Source organism: Vreelandella gomseomensis (genome assembly GCF_031451645.1).
GTDB classification, from domain to species: domain Bacteria; phylum Pseudomonadota; class Gammaproteobacteria; order Pseudomonadales; family Halomonadaceae; genus Vreelandella; species Vreelandella gomseomensis.
This window is the reverse complement of the sequence record NZ_JARWAI010000015.1, coordinates 32,965-48,063: the sequence shown is the minus strand read 5'-3', so window position 1 is coordinate 48,063 and position 15,099 is coordinate 32,965. Positions and strand designations below refer to the sequence as shown.

Below are 15,099 nucleotides of genomic sequence, written 5' to 3'. Positions count from 1 at the left end.
TGTAGCCAGTTGCCCGGCAATGCGCCAGACGCTAGGGCCTAGAGCGTTTTGCCCGTTTCTATGGCATAGCCCAAGTCGATCACCCTGCGCTCGTCCGGCTGGCCGCCGATGCGCCCCAGCAGCGCCTCGGCGGCAGCCTTGCCAATCGCCTGGCGAGGGGTGATCACGCTGGCCAGGCGCGGGGTCATGGTCTGGCCGACGTCGTGGCCGTGAAAGCCGGCAATGGCCATCTGCTCGGGCACCGTAACCCCGCGCCGCAGGCATTCAAAATAGGCGCCCACCGCGACGTCATCATTGGTGCAGAAGACGCCATCGGCGCCGGGATAGTCCGCCATGATCTGCCCAAGCAGCGCCGCACCCACACTAAACGACGAACGCTGGGTGCTGTACAGCGTCACCGGCGTCAGCCCATGAACCTCCATGGCCTCGCGGTAGCCCTGTTCGCGCTGACGGGTACGCTCGTCCAGGCGCACGGCCAGGTAGATGACCTGCCGCCGTCCGCGGCGAATCATCTCGCTGACCATATCAAAGGCCGCGCTGACGTTGTCATAGCCTACCGCCTGCTGCAGCGGTGCCTGGCGGGTATCCATGATTTCGACGATCGGAATGCCGGCGGTTTCCAGCATTCGCACGCTGCGCGCGGTGTGATTACGGTCGGAAAGAATCACGCCGTCCACGTTGTAAGACAGCAGTGACGCCAGGCTGCGCTCTTCAAGCTCGGGGCTATAGCCATAGTGGGATAGCATCAGGTGATAGCCGGCCGGCTCGGTCAACGCCTCAATGCCCAGGATGACGTCGGCAAATACTTGGTTGGTGAGCGACGGCACCAGCACGCCGATAGAGTGGCTGGTGGCCCGGGAGAGCAGATCCGGCGCTCGATTGGGAATGTAACCGACCTGCTCGGCGGTCGAAAAGATACGTTCGCGCAGGCCTTCAGAGACCGCGCCGGGATCGCGCAGACAGCGGCTTACCGTCATTTTGGTAGCACCAACGCGGTCAGCAATGTCTTGTAGCGTAGGGCGTTTTTTCTTCAAACGAGAGCCTTCTACAACCTGTTTACAGGGCCCTAGCCTAACGAAGCCCTGGCCCCGGCGCGATACCCGCCTAGCGGGATAGACTGGCCGAGGTGGGCAGCGTGGCCAGGAAGTCGCGCACAATCTGACTGGGTGTTAACGCAATCGACAGGCTGACCGCCTCCAGGGGGCCAGGCGGCTCCAGGTCGGCCAACTGGCTTGCCAGCATGCCGTCCCCCTTGAAAAAATGATCCGCCCGCTCGCTCAGCCGCTCACGCAGCAGTTCACGGCTGCCCTCCAGATACAGAATACGCAGCCCCGGATCGCCCGCTCGCAGCCGGTCACGGTAGCGTTTTTTCAGCCCCGAGCAGGCAATCACCACCGAGCGATCCTGACGATAATAGTCGGCAAACAGATCGGCAAGCGTGTCGAGCCATTCGCGGCGATCGTCGTCGTTGAGCGGCTGTCCGCTGGCCATCTTGGCCACGTTGGCAGGCGAGTGATGATCGTCGCCGTCAATAAAGGGCGCGCCTAGCGCGGCCGCCAGCTGCTTACCGATATGCGATTTTCCCGCGCCCGACACGCCCATGACGAGAATGCGTTGTGAAACCTTTTCCACGCTATGCCCCTTAGTTGCCGCGCACAGCGGTAAGATCAGGTAGCCAGGTCACGACGCCCGGGAAGGCGATCAGGATCACCAGCACCACCAGCAGTGCCGCGTAGTAGGGCAACATGGCACGCACCAGCGACTCCATCGATACCTTGCCGACACCACAGCCTACGTAAAGGCAGGTGCCCACCGGCGGCGTGAGCAGCCCCACGCCCAGGATGAAGGCCATCAGCACCCCGAAGTAGACCGGATCCACCCCTACCGAGGTGACGATGGGCGCCAGCATCGGCGCCATGATGACCATGGCCGGCGTCAGATCCATCACAAACCCCACCAGCAGCAACAGAACTGCCACGATCAGCAGCAGCAGGAAGGGATCCTGAGTAATCGACTGCACCTGGGTGACTAGGGTCTGCGGCACCATATTGATGGTCAGGAACCAGGCAATGACAGTAGCAAAAGCCAGCAGCATCATCACCATGCCAGTGAGCCGAGCGGTGCGCACCAGCATACCGCCCAACGCCTTGATGCTGAACTCCCGGTAGACCAGCAGCGAGATCGCCAGGGCGTAGAGCAGTGCCGCAACGGCCGCCTCGGTGGCGGTAAAGATGCCGCCAATGATGCCGCCGATCACGATGAACGGCAGCACTAGCGCCAGCCAGGCGTCCTTGAAGGCTTTCCACAGCACATCCCAACGGAATTTGCGCACCCCGCCACCCTGCTTGCTGGCGAGAATAAAGGTCGTCACCATCAGCGCAAAGCCGATCATCATGCCCGGTACGATACCGGCAATGAACAGACGGCTGATCGAGGTTTCGGTCACTATACCGTAGAGAATCAGCGGAATAGATGGCGGAATGATAATCCCGATGACCGACGACACGGTATTGATCGCCGTGGCATTGGCGGCGCTGTAGCCCTGCTGTTTCATCGAGGGGATCATCATGGCGCCGGTGGCCGCCGTGTCGGCGACCGCCGAGCCGCTGATGCCGCCAAAAAACATCGAGCCGGTGATCGCCACTTGCCCCAGGCCGCCGCGCATGAAGCCCACCAGCGCTCCGGCCAGCTCCATCAACCGCCGCGCGATGCCGCCCTGGCTCATCACTTCACCCACCAGAATGAAGAACGGGATGGCCAGCAGCGGGAAGCTGTTCACCCCGCGGATAGACTGTTCGATCATGATCGACAGCGGAATGTCCGAGAGTACCGCCATGACCAGCGCCGCTACGCCCAGACCAAAGGCAATGGGCAGACCCAGCGCAATGGATACCAATAAAATACCCAGAAAAATCCATAACATGATCTAGCTCCCCTGCCCTGGCGTAAGGATAATGCAAAGACTGACCCACATGCGCCACAGCGACACCACGGCAATGAACAGCACACACAGCACCAGCGAAAGACTGATCAGGCTCAACGGCACGTTCAGGATCGCCGACCGACCGCTGGAGCTGGCGATCACCTGATATCCCCCCACCAGCATGACGCCCATCAGCGCGGTAATGATCAGGTGCTGAATGAAATACAGTACGTGGGCAACGCGCACCGGCAGGCGGCGCACCAGCGCGTCCACCGCGATATGTTCATAGCGTGCAAAGGCGGCGGCAGCGCCGATAAAGACCAGCCAGATAAACAGCATGCGGGCCAGCTCGTCCGCCCAGGGCACCGAATGATTGAATGCCGCACGGCCAATCACGTTGCTCGAGACCGCCACGATCAGTGCCACCAGCAGCGCCGCGATGAGATATTCCATTCCCAGGGTGATCCAGCGAAATACGGCCGGCCCCTGGCGGGTGTCGGTATCAAGCTCCAGCTGTTTACGATTGGGATCATCCAGGTACACCGAAGGATCTTCAATCACGGGGTCGGTATGCGAGGTCGTCATGGTCACTCCGAGGATACTGACAACTCGGGCAGGCCCATGGGCCTGCCCGATCACTGGCTGAAGGAAAGGTTATTCGGTGCTGTCGTCGACAATCGCCTGGATGTCTTCGATCAGGTCTTCACCAATCCGCGGCGCCCACTTTTCGTATACCGGCTGAACCGCTTCCTGGAAGGCCGCCAGCTGTTCGTCATTCAGGCGGGTGATTTGCATGCCGCGCTCTTCAAGCTGCTCGCGTGACCATTCGTCGTACTCGGCCGACAGCTGGATTTCATACTCGGCTGACTGACGCGCCGCTTCCATCACCACCTCCTGGTACTCAGGCGCCATGCTGTCCCAGGTACGCTCGGAAAGCATCATGATGAACGGCGTGTAAACGTGGCGTGTCTCGGTGCCGTAATCCTGCACTTCGTGGAAGTTGGATGTCAGGATGGTGCTCCAGGGGTTTTCCTGGCCGTCGACAACACCTTGCTCCATCGCCGAGAAAAGCTCGCCAAACGCCATCGGTGTGGGGTTGGCGCCCAGGGTTTCCCAGATATCCAGGTGAACCGGGTTTTCCATGGTGCGCACGCTCAAACCGCGCACATCAAGACCGGCAACGTCTTCCGGCGTTTCGACCGGACGTGCACTGTTGGACAGCTGGCGGTAGCCGTTCTCGGAAAAGGCCAGCGGCTTCAGGCCGGAGTCTTCAAAGCCTTCCAGCAGTTCAAGCGCCACATCGCTTTGCAGGACCTCAATGGCGGCTTCCCGGCTAGGTAGCAAAAAAGGCAGGTCAAAAACGGCAAGTTCTTCGACGTAGCTGGTGGCGGCCGAACTCGAGGGATAGGTCATATCCAGCGTGCCGGTCTGCAGCATTTCGAGCATTTGTACGTCATCGCCCAGCTGGCTGTTGGGGAAAACGTTGACGGTGATACGCCCATCGGTGCGCTGCTCGAGAATCTTGCCGAAATACTGGCTGGAAATATACTGCGGTGAATTCTCCGACAGGCCGATGCCCATGCGCAGGGTGTGGGAGCCGTGGTCGCCGACCACTTCCCCATCGATTTCCGGCGGGTCGGACAGCTCCGGGCTCTGGGCGTGGGCCATGCCCATCGTCAGGGTGGTCGCGCCAACCAGGGTAAGCGTGTTGCGCCAAATTGCAGTCATGACGTGTCTCCAAGCGAGTCGTTGTTGTTGATCATGCAAGTAGATAGCGACGTCAGCCATCGCTACCGAGAAACGCTGCCCCGGCAACAGCGACTGAGGTCTTTTTGTTACCGGTAACATTCGATAGGTGAAGGCTAGCCACCCGCCTCTATGCTGTCAAAGCCAATCAGACAAATTACGACCAAGGTATAGAGTGCTAGCCAGCCCACGGCCGATCACGCTACATTAGAATGACGCATTTCGTTTGGAGCCTTCATGGCCGACGCCCCGACCTGTAGCGAGCTGGAGCTCGACAACCAGCTTTGCTTCGCGCTTTATTCCACTTCCTTGATGATGACCAAGGTGTATAAACCGCTGCTCAAGGAGCTGGGCCTGACCTATCCCCAATACCTGGCCATGCTGGTGTTGTGGCAGGAAGACGGCATTACCGTCAGCACCCTGAGCAAGCGGTTACTCACTGATCCTGGATCGGTCACCCCCCTTCTGAAACGGCTGGAAGCCGACCAACTGCTGAGCAGGCAACGCAGCCGCCAGGATGAACGCGTCGTGGAGCTATTTCTTACCGACCGAGGCCGTGCCATGCGCGAACAGGCACGTCACATCCCCAGCTGCGTGGTGAATACCAGCGAGCAGTCCATCGAAGCGCTGACCCAGTTGAAAGACGACCTTGTCGAACTGCGCGACAAGCTGCAGCAGAACCAATAGCCCGGTTGAGGCAAGAAAGACAATATTTGGCCTTTTAACTTGCGCGCAAACAAAAGCTGTACTAAGTTAATAATGAAACCACGCAACGTACATGGTGGGTATATCTTTTCCATCGTGTTATTCAGGGAGTATTGACGATGTCGATCGAACAAATTGCTTACCGTGCCCATGCCACGGCCACCGGTGGCCGTGAGGGCCATGCCAAGTCATCAGACGGCGCGCTGGACGTCAAACTGAGCACCCCCAAGGAGCTCGGCGGCCCGGGCGGTGACGGCACCAACCCTGAGCAGCTGTTCGCTGCGGGTTATTCCGCATGCTTCCTGGGCGCCCTCAAGCATGTCGCCGGTCAGGAAAAAGTGAAGCTTCCGGACGACACCCAGATCGACGGACACGTCGGCATTGGTGCCATTCCCACCGGCTTCGGTATCGAAGTCGAGCTGAAAATCAGCTTGCCGGGGCTTGAGAAGGACGTCGCGCAAATGCTGGTCGATAAAGCCCACGTGGTATGCCCCTACTCCAACGCCACGCGCGACAATATCGACGTCACCCTGACGCTGGTATAAGGTCAATAGTCGGCGAACCATCAGCCACCGCTTGTGCATCAAGCGGTGGTTTTGCATTGTTTGCATTGATTGACAGGAGGGCAAGATGAGCGACAACACCTACACCCCACCACGCGTCTGGAAATGGGAACCTGGCAACGGCGGCAAATTTGCCAACATCAACCGCCCTGTAGCGGGCGCGACTCATGACAAACCGCTACCGGTCGGTAAGCACCCGTTGCAGCTTTATTCGCTGGCCACGCCCAACGGGGTGAAGGTCACCGTGATGCTCGAAGAGCTGCTCGAAAAAGGCATCAGCGGCGCTGAGTACGATGCCCACCTGATCCAGATTGGCGAGGGCGACCAGTTCAGCAGCGGTTTTGTCGAGGTGAACCCCAATTCCAAGATTCCCGCCCTGATGGATCACAGCACTACGCCTCCCCAGCGGGTGTTCGAGTCCGGCGCGATTCTGCTCTACCTGTCCGAAAAGTTTGGCGCTTTCCTGCCCAGCGACCCGGCAGCACGCACCGAATGCCTGTCATGGCTGTTTTGGCAGATGGGCAGCGCGCCCATGCTGGGCGGCGGGTTTGGCCACTTTTACGCCTATGCCCCAGAGAGCTACCAGTACCCGATTGACCGCTACACCATGGAAGTAAAGCGTCAGTTGGATGTACTCGACCGCCACCTGGCGGAAAACCGCTTCATGGCCGGCGATGAGTACACCATTGCCGACATGGCGATCCATCCCTGGTACGGCGCTCTGGTCAAGAACCGGGTCTACGAAGCGGCCGAGTTCCTGGAAGCGCACACCTACCAGAACGTCATCCGCTGGACCGAAGAGATCGACGAGCGCCCGGCCGTCAAGCGTGGCCGCATGGTCAACCGCACCTGGGGCGAACCCCATGAGCAGCTGCATGAACGCCATGATGCCAGCGACTTTGAATATCGCACCCAAGACAAGCAATAATGACGCTTGCGCATTTGCATGAGCGTTATCCCAGGCGGCCCATCACGGGCCGTTTTGCGTCATGCTGTGTATAAGCTTCGCCGTATGAAGAGGGACATCATGATTGATCCTAAGTATAGCCAGTTGCTGTTTACCTTCTTGATGGCGCTGTTCATGTCAGGCGTTATGTCCCTGGTGATTACGCTCTACAATATCGGCCTTGTCGACGGCATTGTGATGATTTGGCTGGAAGCCTGGCTGTTTGCTTTCGTCGTGGCCTTTCCGGTCATCAATCTGGTGTTGCCCATTGTGCGCCGACTCGTCACCCTGCTGGTGAAGCGGCCGCCCGAGCGGGACAAAGCCTGAATCACACCAAGCCAAAAGGGGCGTCATTCGACGCCCCTTTTTAGCTTTTCAGCCTCGTTCAAATCCTTAGAATTGGTAGCGGACGTTGGCTGTCACATTACGCCGTTCGCCGTAGCCACAGTCCCCGCCTTCGTAACGGCACCAGGAAATGAACTCCTCGTCGGTCAGATTCTTGGCGTCCAGGCTGATATCCCACTGCCCGACAGTGTAGCCGATCATGGCGTCATACAGTGTCTCGGAGGGCACCACCGGCGAGCCACCAAAGCCCACATTGTCACCGATGTAGCGCACCCCGGCCGCCAACCGCCAGTGGTTGCCCACGTACAGCTTGTTCCACCACGAGGCTTGTTTTTCGGCCACGGCGGAAAGCCGCTCACCGCTGCTATCGTCGTTGGCGTTCATGTAGGTATAGCCCAGTTGGGTTTCAAAGTCCTGCCAGCGTTTGTTGATCTGCAACTCCCAGCCGTCGATCACCGCGCCGGTTTGCTCAACGCCCCCCGGGGTCACCCCATCGCTGACCCGGTTTTCCTGGGTGATATCAAAATACGCGGCGCTGATAGCCAGCGACTTGTCCGGTGACAGGTACTTGACCCCCGCTTCTTCCTGTTCGCCCCGCGTAGGCTCAAGCGCACTGGGGTTTGCGGTGCCGTCGGTGCCCAGGTTCATGGTGAAGGCTTCGGAATAGCTGACGTAGGGAGACACCCCATTAGCAAACCGGTACATCAGCCCCAGGCGTCCCGTCGTCGCTTCCTGGTCGCTGACCGAATCAGATCCGGACACCGCCAGTTGGCGGTTTTCCGCCCAATCATGGCGTAGCCCCGCCGACACCACCACCGGGCCGACTTCGATGTGATCCGCCAGGTAAATCCCTACCTGCTCGATTTCATTATCGGGACGATCTGAAGGGTTCAGCGAGTCCAGCTGTAAATCGCCGTACTGAGGGTTATAAATATCGATGTTACCGCCGCCGCCAGGAACCGAGTCATAGTGATCCTGCTCCCAGCGGGCGTCCTGACGGTCGATACCGGCGATAAGGTTATGCTGGGTATTTCCAAGCTCAAAATTGCCTTCCAGACGCGCATCCACATTGAATATTTGCGTAGCGGCATCGGCAGTAAAGATCGTCCGTGAGACCTCTCCATTGGCGTCGGGCACGCTTGGGATATCCACCCAGTGCTCGCGGGTTTCCGTGCTGGAGTCGGTATAGCGCGCCGTGGCGGAAAACGCCCAGTCCCGGTTCAACTGATGGTCGAAAAACAACGTGGTCTCGGTTTTTTCGCGATCATAACGATCCCAGCCCGGTTCACCGACAAACCGCTCCGAGCCAATAAAGCCTTGGGATCCCGGCTCCAGCGTCCCCGCCTGGGGCAGGAACTGGGCCGATACCTGGCCTTTATTCTCCTGGCGATTGACCAGCAGGGTAATTGCCGTGTCGTCGCTGGGTCGCCAGGTCAGCGAAGGCGCCACCACATAACCGTCATCCTCGACGTGATCCACCTGGGTATCGCTGTCGCGCTGCAGGGCCACCAGGCGATAGAGCAGCGTGCCGTCCTCGTTCGCCGCCCCGGTAACATCCACGGCCAGCTGTTTGCGGTTATGCGAGCCGTACTGCGCCCAGACCTCGCCCTGGCGTTCCTCTTCGGGCAGCTTGGATACCCCGTTGATAATACCCCCCAGATCCGCCTGCCCGTAGAGCATCGAAGACGGCCCTTTCAGCACCTCCAGACTCTCCAGTGCATAGGGATTGGTGCGCACTGAATTGTAGGAGCCGTAAAGCTGGCGCAGGCCGTCCAGGTAGCGACCGGCTTCGATACCGCGTACCGAGGCACCGTCGATGCGCGTGTCAAAACCGTAATTGCCGGCGTATACCCCGGGGGTATAGCGCAGCGCATCCTGAATCGTATGGCTGCCGGTATCCTGCATGAACTGCTCGTCCGCCACCGACATGGAGAACGGCTGCTCGTTCAGCGGTGCGTCCAGCTTGCCTACGCTTGGCTGTTTTTCCGCTTCGATATAGCCCATGGCATCCGCTGCGGTGCCCAACACCTGCATGGCCTCCAGCTCGACGTTGCTGAGCGAGCCAGCTTGCTGGGCTGCGGCAAACGTAGGCGCGATAAGCGATGCAAGCGCCACCGAACTGGTGAGCTTGCGCATATGAAAGATAGAGTGATGCATATTATGATGATCCCGGAGCTAATGTTAATAACAATGATAGTAATTTTTATTTGCGAGCAATATAAAGCGTTAGGAATCGTCTGTCAAAACACCGGGCTGCCAGGCGAGGAAAATGCGGGAAGGGAGTAAACGCCGACGGGCACATGCAGCCTGCCGGCAATAAGTGATTAACGTGGTTGGATGGTGCTGCGGGTGCTAAACGACGCGGGCATTGTTCAGCGCGTAATTCCACACGCGATAAAAGTAGAACAGATAGCCCAGCCCGAAGGTGATCAACGAAATCAGCATCCACAGGATAATGTGCCCGATGTTGCTGAACAGGTTGATATCGCACACCATTTTACGTTCGACGCCGCTGCTGGGGTCAACCACCGAGGTTCGGTTGATCACGAAGCGGGCAAACGAATAGGGAAAGAAGAAAAGCGCGATACCGAAGGTAATCACGCTCAGCACCACCCAGATAAGCAGGTGGCCCACAATGTCGAGAATCGATAGATCTGCCTTGATATTCACCGCAAGCCCTTCATCAGCATGGAAAGCGGCGCAGCGTACCAGCAGCAGGCCCTGGCGTGAATCGCTGCAGGACGAAGTGGGGGCCGAGCAGGCTTACTGGCGACTCGCCCACCACTGCGCATACGTGCTGTTATCGGGCGCCAGTCCCCCTTCGTCGGGCGCATCATCATCCCACCATACCGGGCCGCGCTCGCCCAGCGCTTCCTTGGCAACCTGCACCGCGTCACGCGCCTGGCGCAGCGCGTCGGGGTCGTCTTGCTGTTGCGCCGTTCTTACCGCGCGGCGCGCTTTCATCAGCGCCTTGATGTGGGTGCGTTTTTCATCCTCGCTCAAGCACGGATCGGTACACCGCCACAGGCGATTTTTGGCCACAAAATAGCGGCCATCGGGCGTGCGGGGGTATGCTTTCCTGGCCATTGACGCCCTCCTCGGCTATCCGTCGCGTGGTCACGCCAACAGCCTAGCGCGTTATGCGATCAAAAACGTTTCGACAGCGTCAACGCACCGAATTTATCCGGCTTTTCCTGGCCGTCGAATTCACGTGAGCGCGCCACGGCGGCATAGGTGACCTGCCAATCCTCCCAGGCCAGCGCCAATCCACCTGACACGTCCCCGACCCACTCCTTGCGATCCACCGAGTGGCTATTTCTGAAGGAATTGCCATCCAGGGTCAGGTTTTGCGCCATGTAATAGCCTTCGACGCTGGCAAACAGATACCACTGCCAGCCCTTGTGGCCGGTGAGATGATGGCGGTTGCCAGGGGTGGGCGTCAGGGTGGGAACGCCCGATGCCTCGTCGCCCCAGCGAACACTGTAACCGGCACTGGCGTAGGTATAGAGATTGCCCAAAGCACCGCTAACGCTGGGGCCGTGGGCAAACTGCTTGCCGCCCAGCGGCGCGCTGTGCCACCACTGACGCCGCACAGCAGCATTCAGCACCGCTTCATCGCCCAGCTGATTATCCCAGCCGCTGGGGCGCTCGCTATCGGTAACACGGTGCACTTCGCGCTGAATGCTGTCGGCAAGCGACGACGGCCCGATCAGGCCGATATCCAGGTGCAGATTAGTCGCCTGTCGCCAGTTGCCCACCGGCACGTCTTCGTAAAGCGACAAACCGCCGTAAACGAGACCCGCGTAGGGGCGATCATCCTCGATCAATTCGCTCCGCTGGATATTATTCGGCGTGTAAATCTGGTGTACCAGTCGATACGCCACCCTGTCAGCCTGGCCAATGAGACTGTCGGGGAGCGCCGTCGCCAGGCGTTGCGTCCAGCTATCCGAGGCGGGCTCGAAAGACCAGTTGATTTCAAAGCCGCTGGTGAAATGGCCATCGTCACTGCTGGCCAGGCTATCGTTTTCAAATTTTGCCGAAAGGATGCTGTCATCGGCGTGCCCCATGGCGGGCAGCAGGCCTAACGCCACCGCGAACGGAAGAAGCGAGAGGCGCAAGGGGGTCGTTCCATTCATTGCTCGTTCCTTGAGTGTAGAGCAGGGGGAAAAAGGGAAGCAGCTTAATTCAATGCATTACCTACAAACATTTTTGATTGTATGTAATTTATATAAAAGATAGCAGGCATACTTCTTTTTTTCCAGATAAATACCCAGCGACTCAATCAAAAAGGATGACCGAAAGGCCATCCTGTTGCTTGCCCGGATCACCAGATTGCGGCCGCGAGCGTGCGGCTAACGATCCCGCAGCAGCCACTGTGGTGTGATCTCGTGCTGGCCATTTTCATCGGTGATAAACAGCGACCCCTCGCTGATCATGACCGCCCAGTTAATCGCCCGGGGAAGGTCCTTGGCGATGGTTGCAAGTGCCGCCTGGGGCAACCCCGCTACGTGGACATTGTTAAGCGACGCAAGATTGGACAGCACCTTGCTCTCCCAAAGATCCACCCGGCCGTAGGCGAGTAACGACACGCGCGCTGCCCGGCGCGAACACCAGGTAATACGCTCGGCATCGGGCAGACCGACTTCGATCCAGTGCAGCACACGCCCATCCAGGCTCTTTTCCCACAGCGCGGGCTCATCGACATCGGAAAGCCCGCGCCCAAAGCCAAGCGCCTCGCTGTACCAGAGTACGTAGGCAAGCAGCCGCGCGGTCATGCGCTCTTCGGTTTCGGAGGGGTGACGCGCCACGGTAAAGCGCAGCGTTTCGTACACCCCCCGATCCAGGTCGGTCAGGTTGATATCGACTTTGTAAGGCGTTGCGCTAAGAGCCATTGAAGTGTCCAAACGAAAATTTGCGCCAGTGTACCTGATGCGGGGCGTGCTGGGTTACGACCGCCGATAATCGGCTTTAAGGGTGCCGTTCTTTAGCGTTTCGGCCTCGTGCATCGGCTCGCGCCACGTTTTTTCAAGCGCGGCTTGGTACCATGCCTCCACAGGGGGTGACGCAAGCGCCACCCCCTAAATAAGTAACACTGGAAGGAATAAACCCTAGAAGTTGGGTTTACGCTTTTCGACAAAGGCCGCCATGCCCTCTTTCTGCTCACTACCGGCAAAGCAGAAGGCGAACAGGCTGGTTTCCAGCGCCAGGGCGCTGTCCAGGTCCTGATCCATGCCGTCGTGAACCGCCTGTTTGGCACCGCGCACTGCCTGCGGGCCGTTGCCTTTGAGCTGCTTGGTGAGCTCCTCGACGTAGTTTTCCAGGTCCGCCTGCGGCATTACCCGGTTGACCAGACCGATGCGCAGCGCTTCCTGGGCATCAATCTTGCGCCCGGTGGTCACCATGTCGATCGCCATCGCAGGGCCGACCCGACGCGGCAGGCGCTGGGTGCCGCCAAAGCCGGGAATCACGCCCAGCAGCACTTCCGGCTGACCGAACAGGGCGTTGTCGCTGGCTACCGCCCAGTCGCAGGCCAGCGCCAGTTCGCAGCCGCCGCCAAGGCAAAACCCGTTCACCAGCGCGACCACCGGCACGGGTAACGTCTCCAGGCGTTTAATGGTGCGCAGCGCCTGGCTGGCAAAGGCACGCGCTTCTTCAGGGGTCTTGTCGCGCATTTCGGTGATATCCGCACCGGCGACGAAGGATTTCTCGCCGGCACCGATGATCAACACGGCGCGCAAATGGGGATCGGCTTCAAGCTCGACCAGTTGAGTTTCAAGGGCGGTAAGAACATCGCTGTTCAGCGCATTCAAGGCGTCTGGGCGATTGATGGTCAGTCGCACCACTCCATCGTTGTCGCCTTTTTCGATCACTGCTTCGCTCATGGCGGGCTCCTTGTTGTTGTGGGCAGACGTTGCGTTATCGTCAAGGGATGACCACCCAACCCTAGCGAACGCTTGGTTGGGTGGCAATGACTTCTTTATAAAGGCCTCGCAATGGGCTGGAAATAACGCCGCCGCCTCAGTGGGCGGCGGCGAAAGGCTGAAAGAGATCGCGTCAATGAACCTCGAAATCGCCCAGGCACTGCATGCCTGCCTCGATCACCGCGCGCTGGGCACGGCCGACCGGCAGCCACTGGGTGATGGCAAATTCGGCGCTGCGCAGCTTGCCAATGTAGAAAGGATCTTTAGAGCCGTTTTGCCTTGCCGCTTGGGCACACAGCGCCGCCTGGCCCATCTGCCACGCGCATAGCACGTGGCCCGCCAGATTGAGAAACGGCGTGGCATAGGCCTGGACAGCGTCGGGGCCACGCTCGGGGTCTTTCCCCTGCTCTAGCACGATCGCCTGCGCCACTTTCAGATCCTCGAGGCCCGCGGCCAGGCCAGCGCCCAGCGCGGCCAGGGCGGGGTCGGCATTGAGCTGCTCGACGGTGGCGGCCACCTCGTCCAGCAGCGCGGTCAGCGCCTCACCGTTGTCACGCTGCAGCTTGCGGCCTGCCAGATCCAGCGCCTGAATGCCGTTGGTGCCTTCGTAGATAGGCGCAATGCGCGCGTCGCGCAGCAGCTGCGCCGCGCCGGTTTCTTCGACGTAGCCCATCCCGCCGTGAACCTGAATACCCGTGGAGGCAATGTCCACCGCCTGGTCGGTAGAGAAGCTCTTGATGACCGGGATCAGGATATCGGCGCGCGCCTGGGCGGCCTGGCGCTCGTCGCCACTCTCGGCATGGCGGGCGGTATCCAGCTCGGCGGCACAGTAAAGCGCCAGCGCGCGCAGCGCATCGGTACGCGAGCGCATGGAAAGCAGCATGCGGCGCACATCGAAGTGATCGCTGATAACGCAGTCACTGCCGCCGCGGGCCTTCGGCGCGCGCCCCTGAGTACGATCGTGGGCATAGGCAAACGCATGCTGGCAGGCGCGCTCGGCAACGCCGATCCCCTGAATACCGACTTTATGCCGTGCCTCGTTCATCATGGTGAACATGTGGTTCAAACCACGCCCCTCTTCGCCGACCAGGTAGCCGACCGCGCCGCCCTTTTCGCCAAAGCTCAAGGTGCAGGTGGGCGAGCCGTGAATCCCCAGCTTGTGTTCGATGGAGGCGCAAGTGACATCGTTGCGCTCACCCAGGGAGCCGTCGTCGTTGACCAGGCACTTGGGCACCAGGAACAGCGAAATCCCCTTGTTGCCTTCCGGCGCATCCGGCTTGCGCGCCAGCACCAGATGAATGATGTTTTCAGCGGCGTCGTGCTCACCCCAGGTGATGTAGATTTTCTGGCCGCTGATCAGGTAATGATCACCGTTCGGCACCGCCTTGGTGCGAACTTTTGACAGATCCGAGCCGGCCTGGGGCTCGGTGAGGTTCATGGTGCCCGTCCAACTGCCCTCGACCAGCTTGGGCAGATAGGTCGCCTTTTGGGCATCGCTGCCGTGGTGAGCCAAGGCCTCGATGGCGCCGGCGGTCAGCATGGGGCAAAGCCCCAGCGCCATGTTGGCGCCGTGGAGCATTTCCTGAACGGCGCTGGCCACCACTTCGGGCAGGTTCTGGCCGCCCAGCGCCTCGGAGACGCCAATGCCGTTCCAGCCGCCTTCCACATACGCCTGATAGGCCGCCGCAAAGCCTTCCGGGGTCGTCACGCGGCCATCCGCGTGGCGCTTGGCGCCCTGCTGATCGCCGATCTTGTTCAGCGGCCCCCAGACGTCACCGGCCAGCTTGGCGGCCTCTTCGAGCACCGCCTCGACCAGGTCGGGAGTGGCGTCTTCAAAGCCCGGCAGGCGTAACGAGCGATGCGACAGCATCTCTTCAAGCACAAAGCGCAGGTCGCGTACCGGCGCGGCGTAAACATTCATAGCGAACCTCGGGCTGAAAAATTAAACAA

Annotated in this window: 16 protein-coding genes; 4 read left to right on the top strand and 12 right to left on the bottom strand. The window is 59.9% G+C overall.

Annotated features, from left to right (window positions below):
* Positions 1-38 precede the first annotated feature (38 nt).
* The 5 genes from QC815_RS16595 to QC815_RS16575 form a co-directional block, all read right to left on the bottom strand.
* Positions 39-1,034, bottom strand: coding sequence for a substrate-binding domain-containing protein (locus tag QC815_RS16595; protein ID WP_230446303.1), 996 nt, complete (start codon positions 1,032-1,034; stop codon positions 39-41).
* 70 nt (positions 1,035-1,104) lie between these two features.
* The gene (locus QC815_RS16590; protein ID WP_230446302.1) at positions 1,105-1,632 is read right to left on the bottom strand and encodes a gluconokinase; all 528 of its coding nucleotides are present in this window, start codon (positions 1,630-1,632) and stop codon (positions 1,105-1,107) included.
* 10 nt (positions 1,633-1,642) lie between these two features.
* The gene (locus QC815_RS16585; RefSeq protein WP_230446301.1) at positions 1,643-2,923 is read right to left on the bottom strand and encodes a TRAP transporter large permease; all 1,281 of its coding nucleotides are present in this window, start codon (positions 2,921-2,923) and stop codon (positions 1,643-1,645) included.
* Positions 2,924-2,926: 3 nt separating this feature from the next.
* Positions 2,927-3,508 (bottom strand): TRAP transporter small permease, encoded by a 582-nt coding sequence (locus QC815_RS16580; protein ID WP_230446300.1) that lies wholly within the window; start codon positions 3,506-3,508, stop codon positions 2,927-2,929.
* A gap of 69 nt (positions 3,509-3,577) precedes the next feature.
* Complete coding sequence (locus tag QC815_RS16575; protein WP_230446299.1) at positions 3,578-4,651, bottom strand: TRAP transporter substrate-binding protein; 1,074 nt, start codon at positions 4,649-4,651, stop codon at positions 3,578-3,580.
* Between the two features lie 255 nt (positions 4,652-4,906).
* Between QC815_RS16575 and QC815_RS16570 the strand changes: the two genes are divergently transcribed.
* The 4 genes from QC815_RS16570 to QC815_RS16555 all read left to right on the top strand — a co-directional run bounded on the left by QC815_RS16570 (position 4,907) and on the right by QC815_RS16555 (position 7,210).
* Entirely contained in the window at positions 4,907-5,356 is a 450-nt protein-coding gene (locus tag QC815_RS16570) for a MarR family winged helix-turn-helix transcriptional regulator (protein WP_230446298.1), read from the top strand.
* 137 nt (positions 5,357-5,493) lie between these two features.
* Complete coding sequence (locus QC815_RS16565) at positions 5,494-5,919, top strand: organic hydroperoxide resistance protein (protein ID WP_230446297.1); 426 nt, start codon at positions 5,494-5,496, stop codon at positions 5,917-5,919.
* A gap of 85 nt (positions 5,920-6,004) precedes the next feature.
* Complete coding sequence (yghU, locus tag QC815_RS16560; protein WP_230446296.1) at positions 6,005-6,865, top strand: glutathione-dependent disulfide-bond oxidoreductase; 861 nt, start codon at positions 6,005-6,007, stop codon at positions 6,863-6,865.
* 99 nt (positions 6,866-6,964) lie between these two features.
* Complete coding sequence (locus tag QC815_RS16555) at positions 6,965-7,210, top strand: DUF2798 domain-containing protein (protein WP_085918868.1); 246 nt, start codon at positions 6,965-6,967, stop codon at positions 7,208-7,210.
* 66 nt (positions 7,211-7,276) lie between these two features.
* Here QC815_RS16555 and QC815_RS16550 read toward each other — a convergent pair whose 3' ends face one another.
* The 7 genes from QC815_RS16550 to QC815_RS16520 form a co-directional block, all read right to left on the bottom strand.
* Positions 7,277-9,385, bottom strand: coding sequence for a TonB-dependent siderophore receptor (locus tag QC815_RS16550; RefSeq protein ID WP_310541089.1), 2,109 nt, complete (start codon positions 9,383-9,385; stop codon positions 7,277-7,279).
* Positions 9,386-9,580: 195 nt separating this feature from the next.
* Positions 9,581-9,898: a DUF6693 family protein gene (locus tag QC815_RS16545; protein ID WP_230446294.1), complete on the bottom strand. Its 318-nt coding sequence runs from the start codon at positions 9,896-9,898 to the stop codon at positions 9,581-9,583.
* Positions 9,899-9,991: 93 nt separating this feature from the next.
* Entirely contained in the window at positions 9,992-10,315 is a 324-nt protein-coding gene (locus tag QC815_RS16540) for a hypothetical protein (protein WP_310541086.1), read from the bottom strand.
* A 59-nt stretch (positions 10,316-10,374) separates the two neighbouring features.
* Positions 10,375-11,364 carry a lipid A deacylase LpxR family protein gene (locus QC815_RS16535; RefSeq protein WP_310541084.1) on the bottom strand — a complete coding sequence of 330 codons (990 nt, stop codon included), beginning with the start codon at positions 11,362-11,364 and terminating at the stop codon, positions 10,375-10,377.
* A gap of 216 nt (positions 11,365-11,580) precedes the next feature.
* The gene (locus QC815_RS16530) at positions 11,581-12,120 is read right to left on the bottom strand and encodes a YaeQ family protein (RefSeq protein ID WP_310541082.1); all 540 of its coding nucleotides are present in this window, start codon (positions 12,118-12,120) and stop codon (positions 11,581-11,583) included.
* A gap of 216 nt (positions 12,121-12,336) precedes the next feature.
* Positions 12,337-13,110, bottom strand: coding sequence for an enoyl-CoA hydratase-related protein (locus tag QC815_RS16525; protein ID WP_310541080.1), 774 nt, complete (start codon positions 13,108-13,110; stop codon positions 12,337-12,339).
* Between the two features lie 172 nt (positions 13,111-13,282).
* Positions 13,283-15,070, bottom strand: a complete 1,788-nt coding sequence (locus QC815_RS16520; protein ID WP_310541078.1) for an acyl-CoA dehydrogenase — start codon at positions 15,068-15,070, stop codon at positions 13,283-13,285.
* Positions 15,071-15,099 lie beyond the last annotated feature (29 nt).

Excerpts from the sequence above, each read along its gene's own strand:
- QC815_RS16585 (WP_230446301.1), bottom strand. The coding sequence starts at position 2,923 with ATGTTATGGATTTTTCTGGGTATTTTATTGGTATCCATTGCGCTGGGT.
- QC815_RS16580 (WP_230446300.1), bottom strand. The coding sequence starts at position 3,508 with ATGACGACCTCGCATACCGACCCCGTGATTGAAGATCCTTCGGTGTAC.
- QC815_RS16575 (WP_230446299.1), bottom strand. The coding sequence starts at position 4,651 with ATGACTGCAATTTGGCGCAACACGCTTACCCTGGTTGGCGCGACCACC.
- QC815_RS16570 (WP_230446298.1), top strand. The coding sequence starts at position 4,907 with ATGGCCGACGCCCCGACCTGTAGCGAGCTGGAGCTCGACAACCAGCTT.
- QC815_RS16565 (WP_230446297.1), top strand. The coding sequence starts at position 5,494 with ATGTCGATCGAACAAATTGCTTACCGTGCCCATGCCACGGCCACCGGT.
- yghU (WP_230446296.1), top strand. The coding sequence starts at position 6,005 with ATGAGCGACAACACCTACACCCCACCACGCGTCTGGAAATGGGAACCT.
- QC815_RS16555 (WP_085918868.1), top strand. The coding sequence starts at position 6,965 with ATGATTGATCCTAAGTATAGCCAGTTGCTGTTTACCTTCTTGATGGCG.
- QC815_RS16550 (WP_310541089.1), bottom strand. The coding sequence starts at position 9,385 with ATGCATCACTCTATCTTTCATATGCGCAAGCTCACCAGTTCGGTGGCG.
- QC815_RS16540 (WP_310541086.1), bottom strand. The coding sequence starts at position 10,315 with ATGGCCAGGAAAGCATACCCCCGCACGCCCGATGGCCGCTATTTTGTG.
- QC815_RS16535 (WP_310541084.1), bottom strand. The coding sequence starts at position 11,364 with ATGAATGGAACGACCCCCTTGCGCCTCTCGCTTCTTCCGTTCGCGGTG.
- QC815_RS16530 (WP_310541082.1), bottom strand. The coding sequence starts at position 12,120 with ATGGCTCTTAGCGCAACGCCTTACAAAGTCGATATCAACCTGACCGAC.
- QC815_RS16525 (WP_310541080.1), bottom strand. The coding sequence starts at position 13,110 with ATGAGCGAAGCAGTGATCGAAAAAGGCGACAACGATGGAGTGGTGCGA.
- QC815_RS16520 (WP_310541078.1), bottom strand. The coding sequence starts at position 15,070 with ATGAATGTTTACGCCGCGCCGGTACGCGACCTGCGCTTTGTGCTTGAA.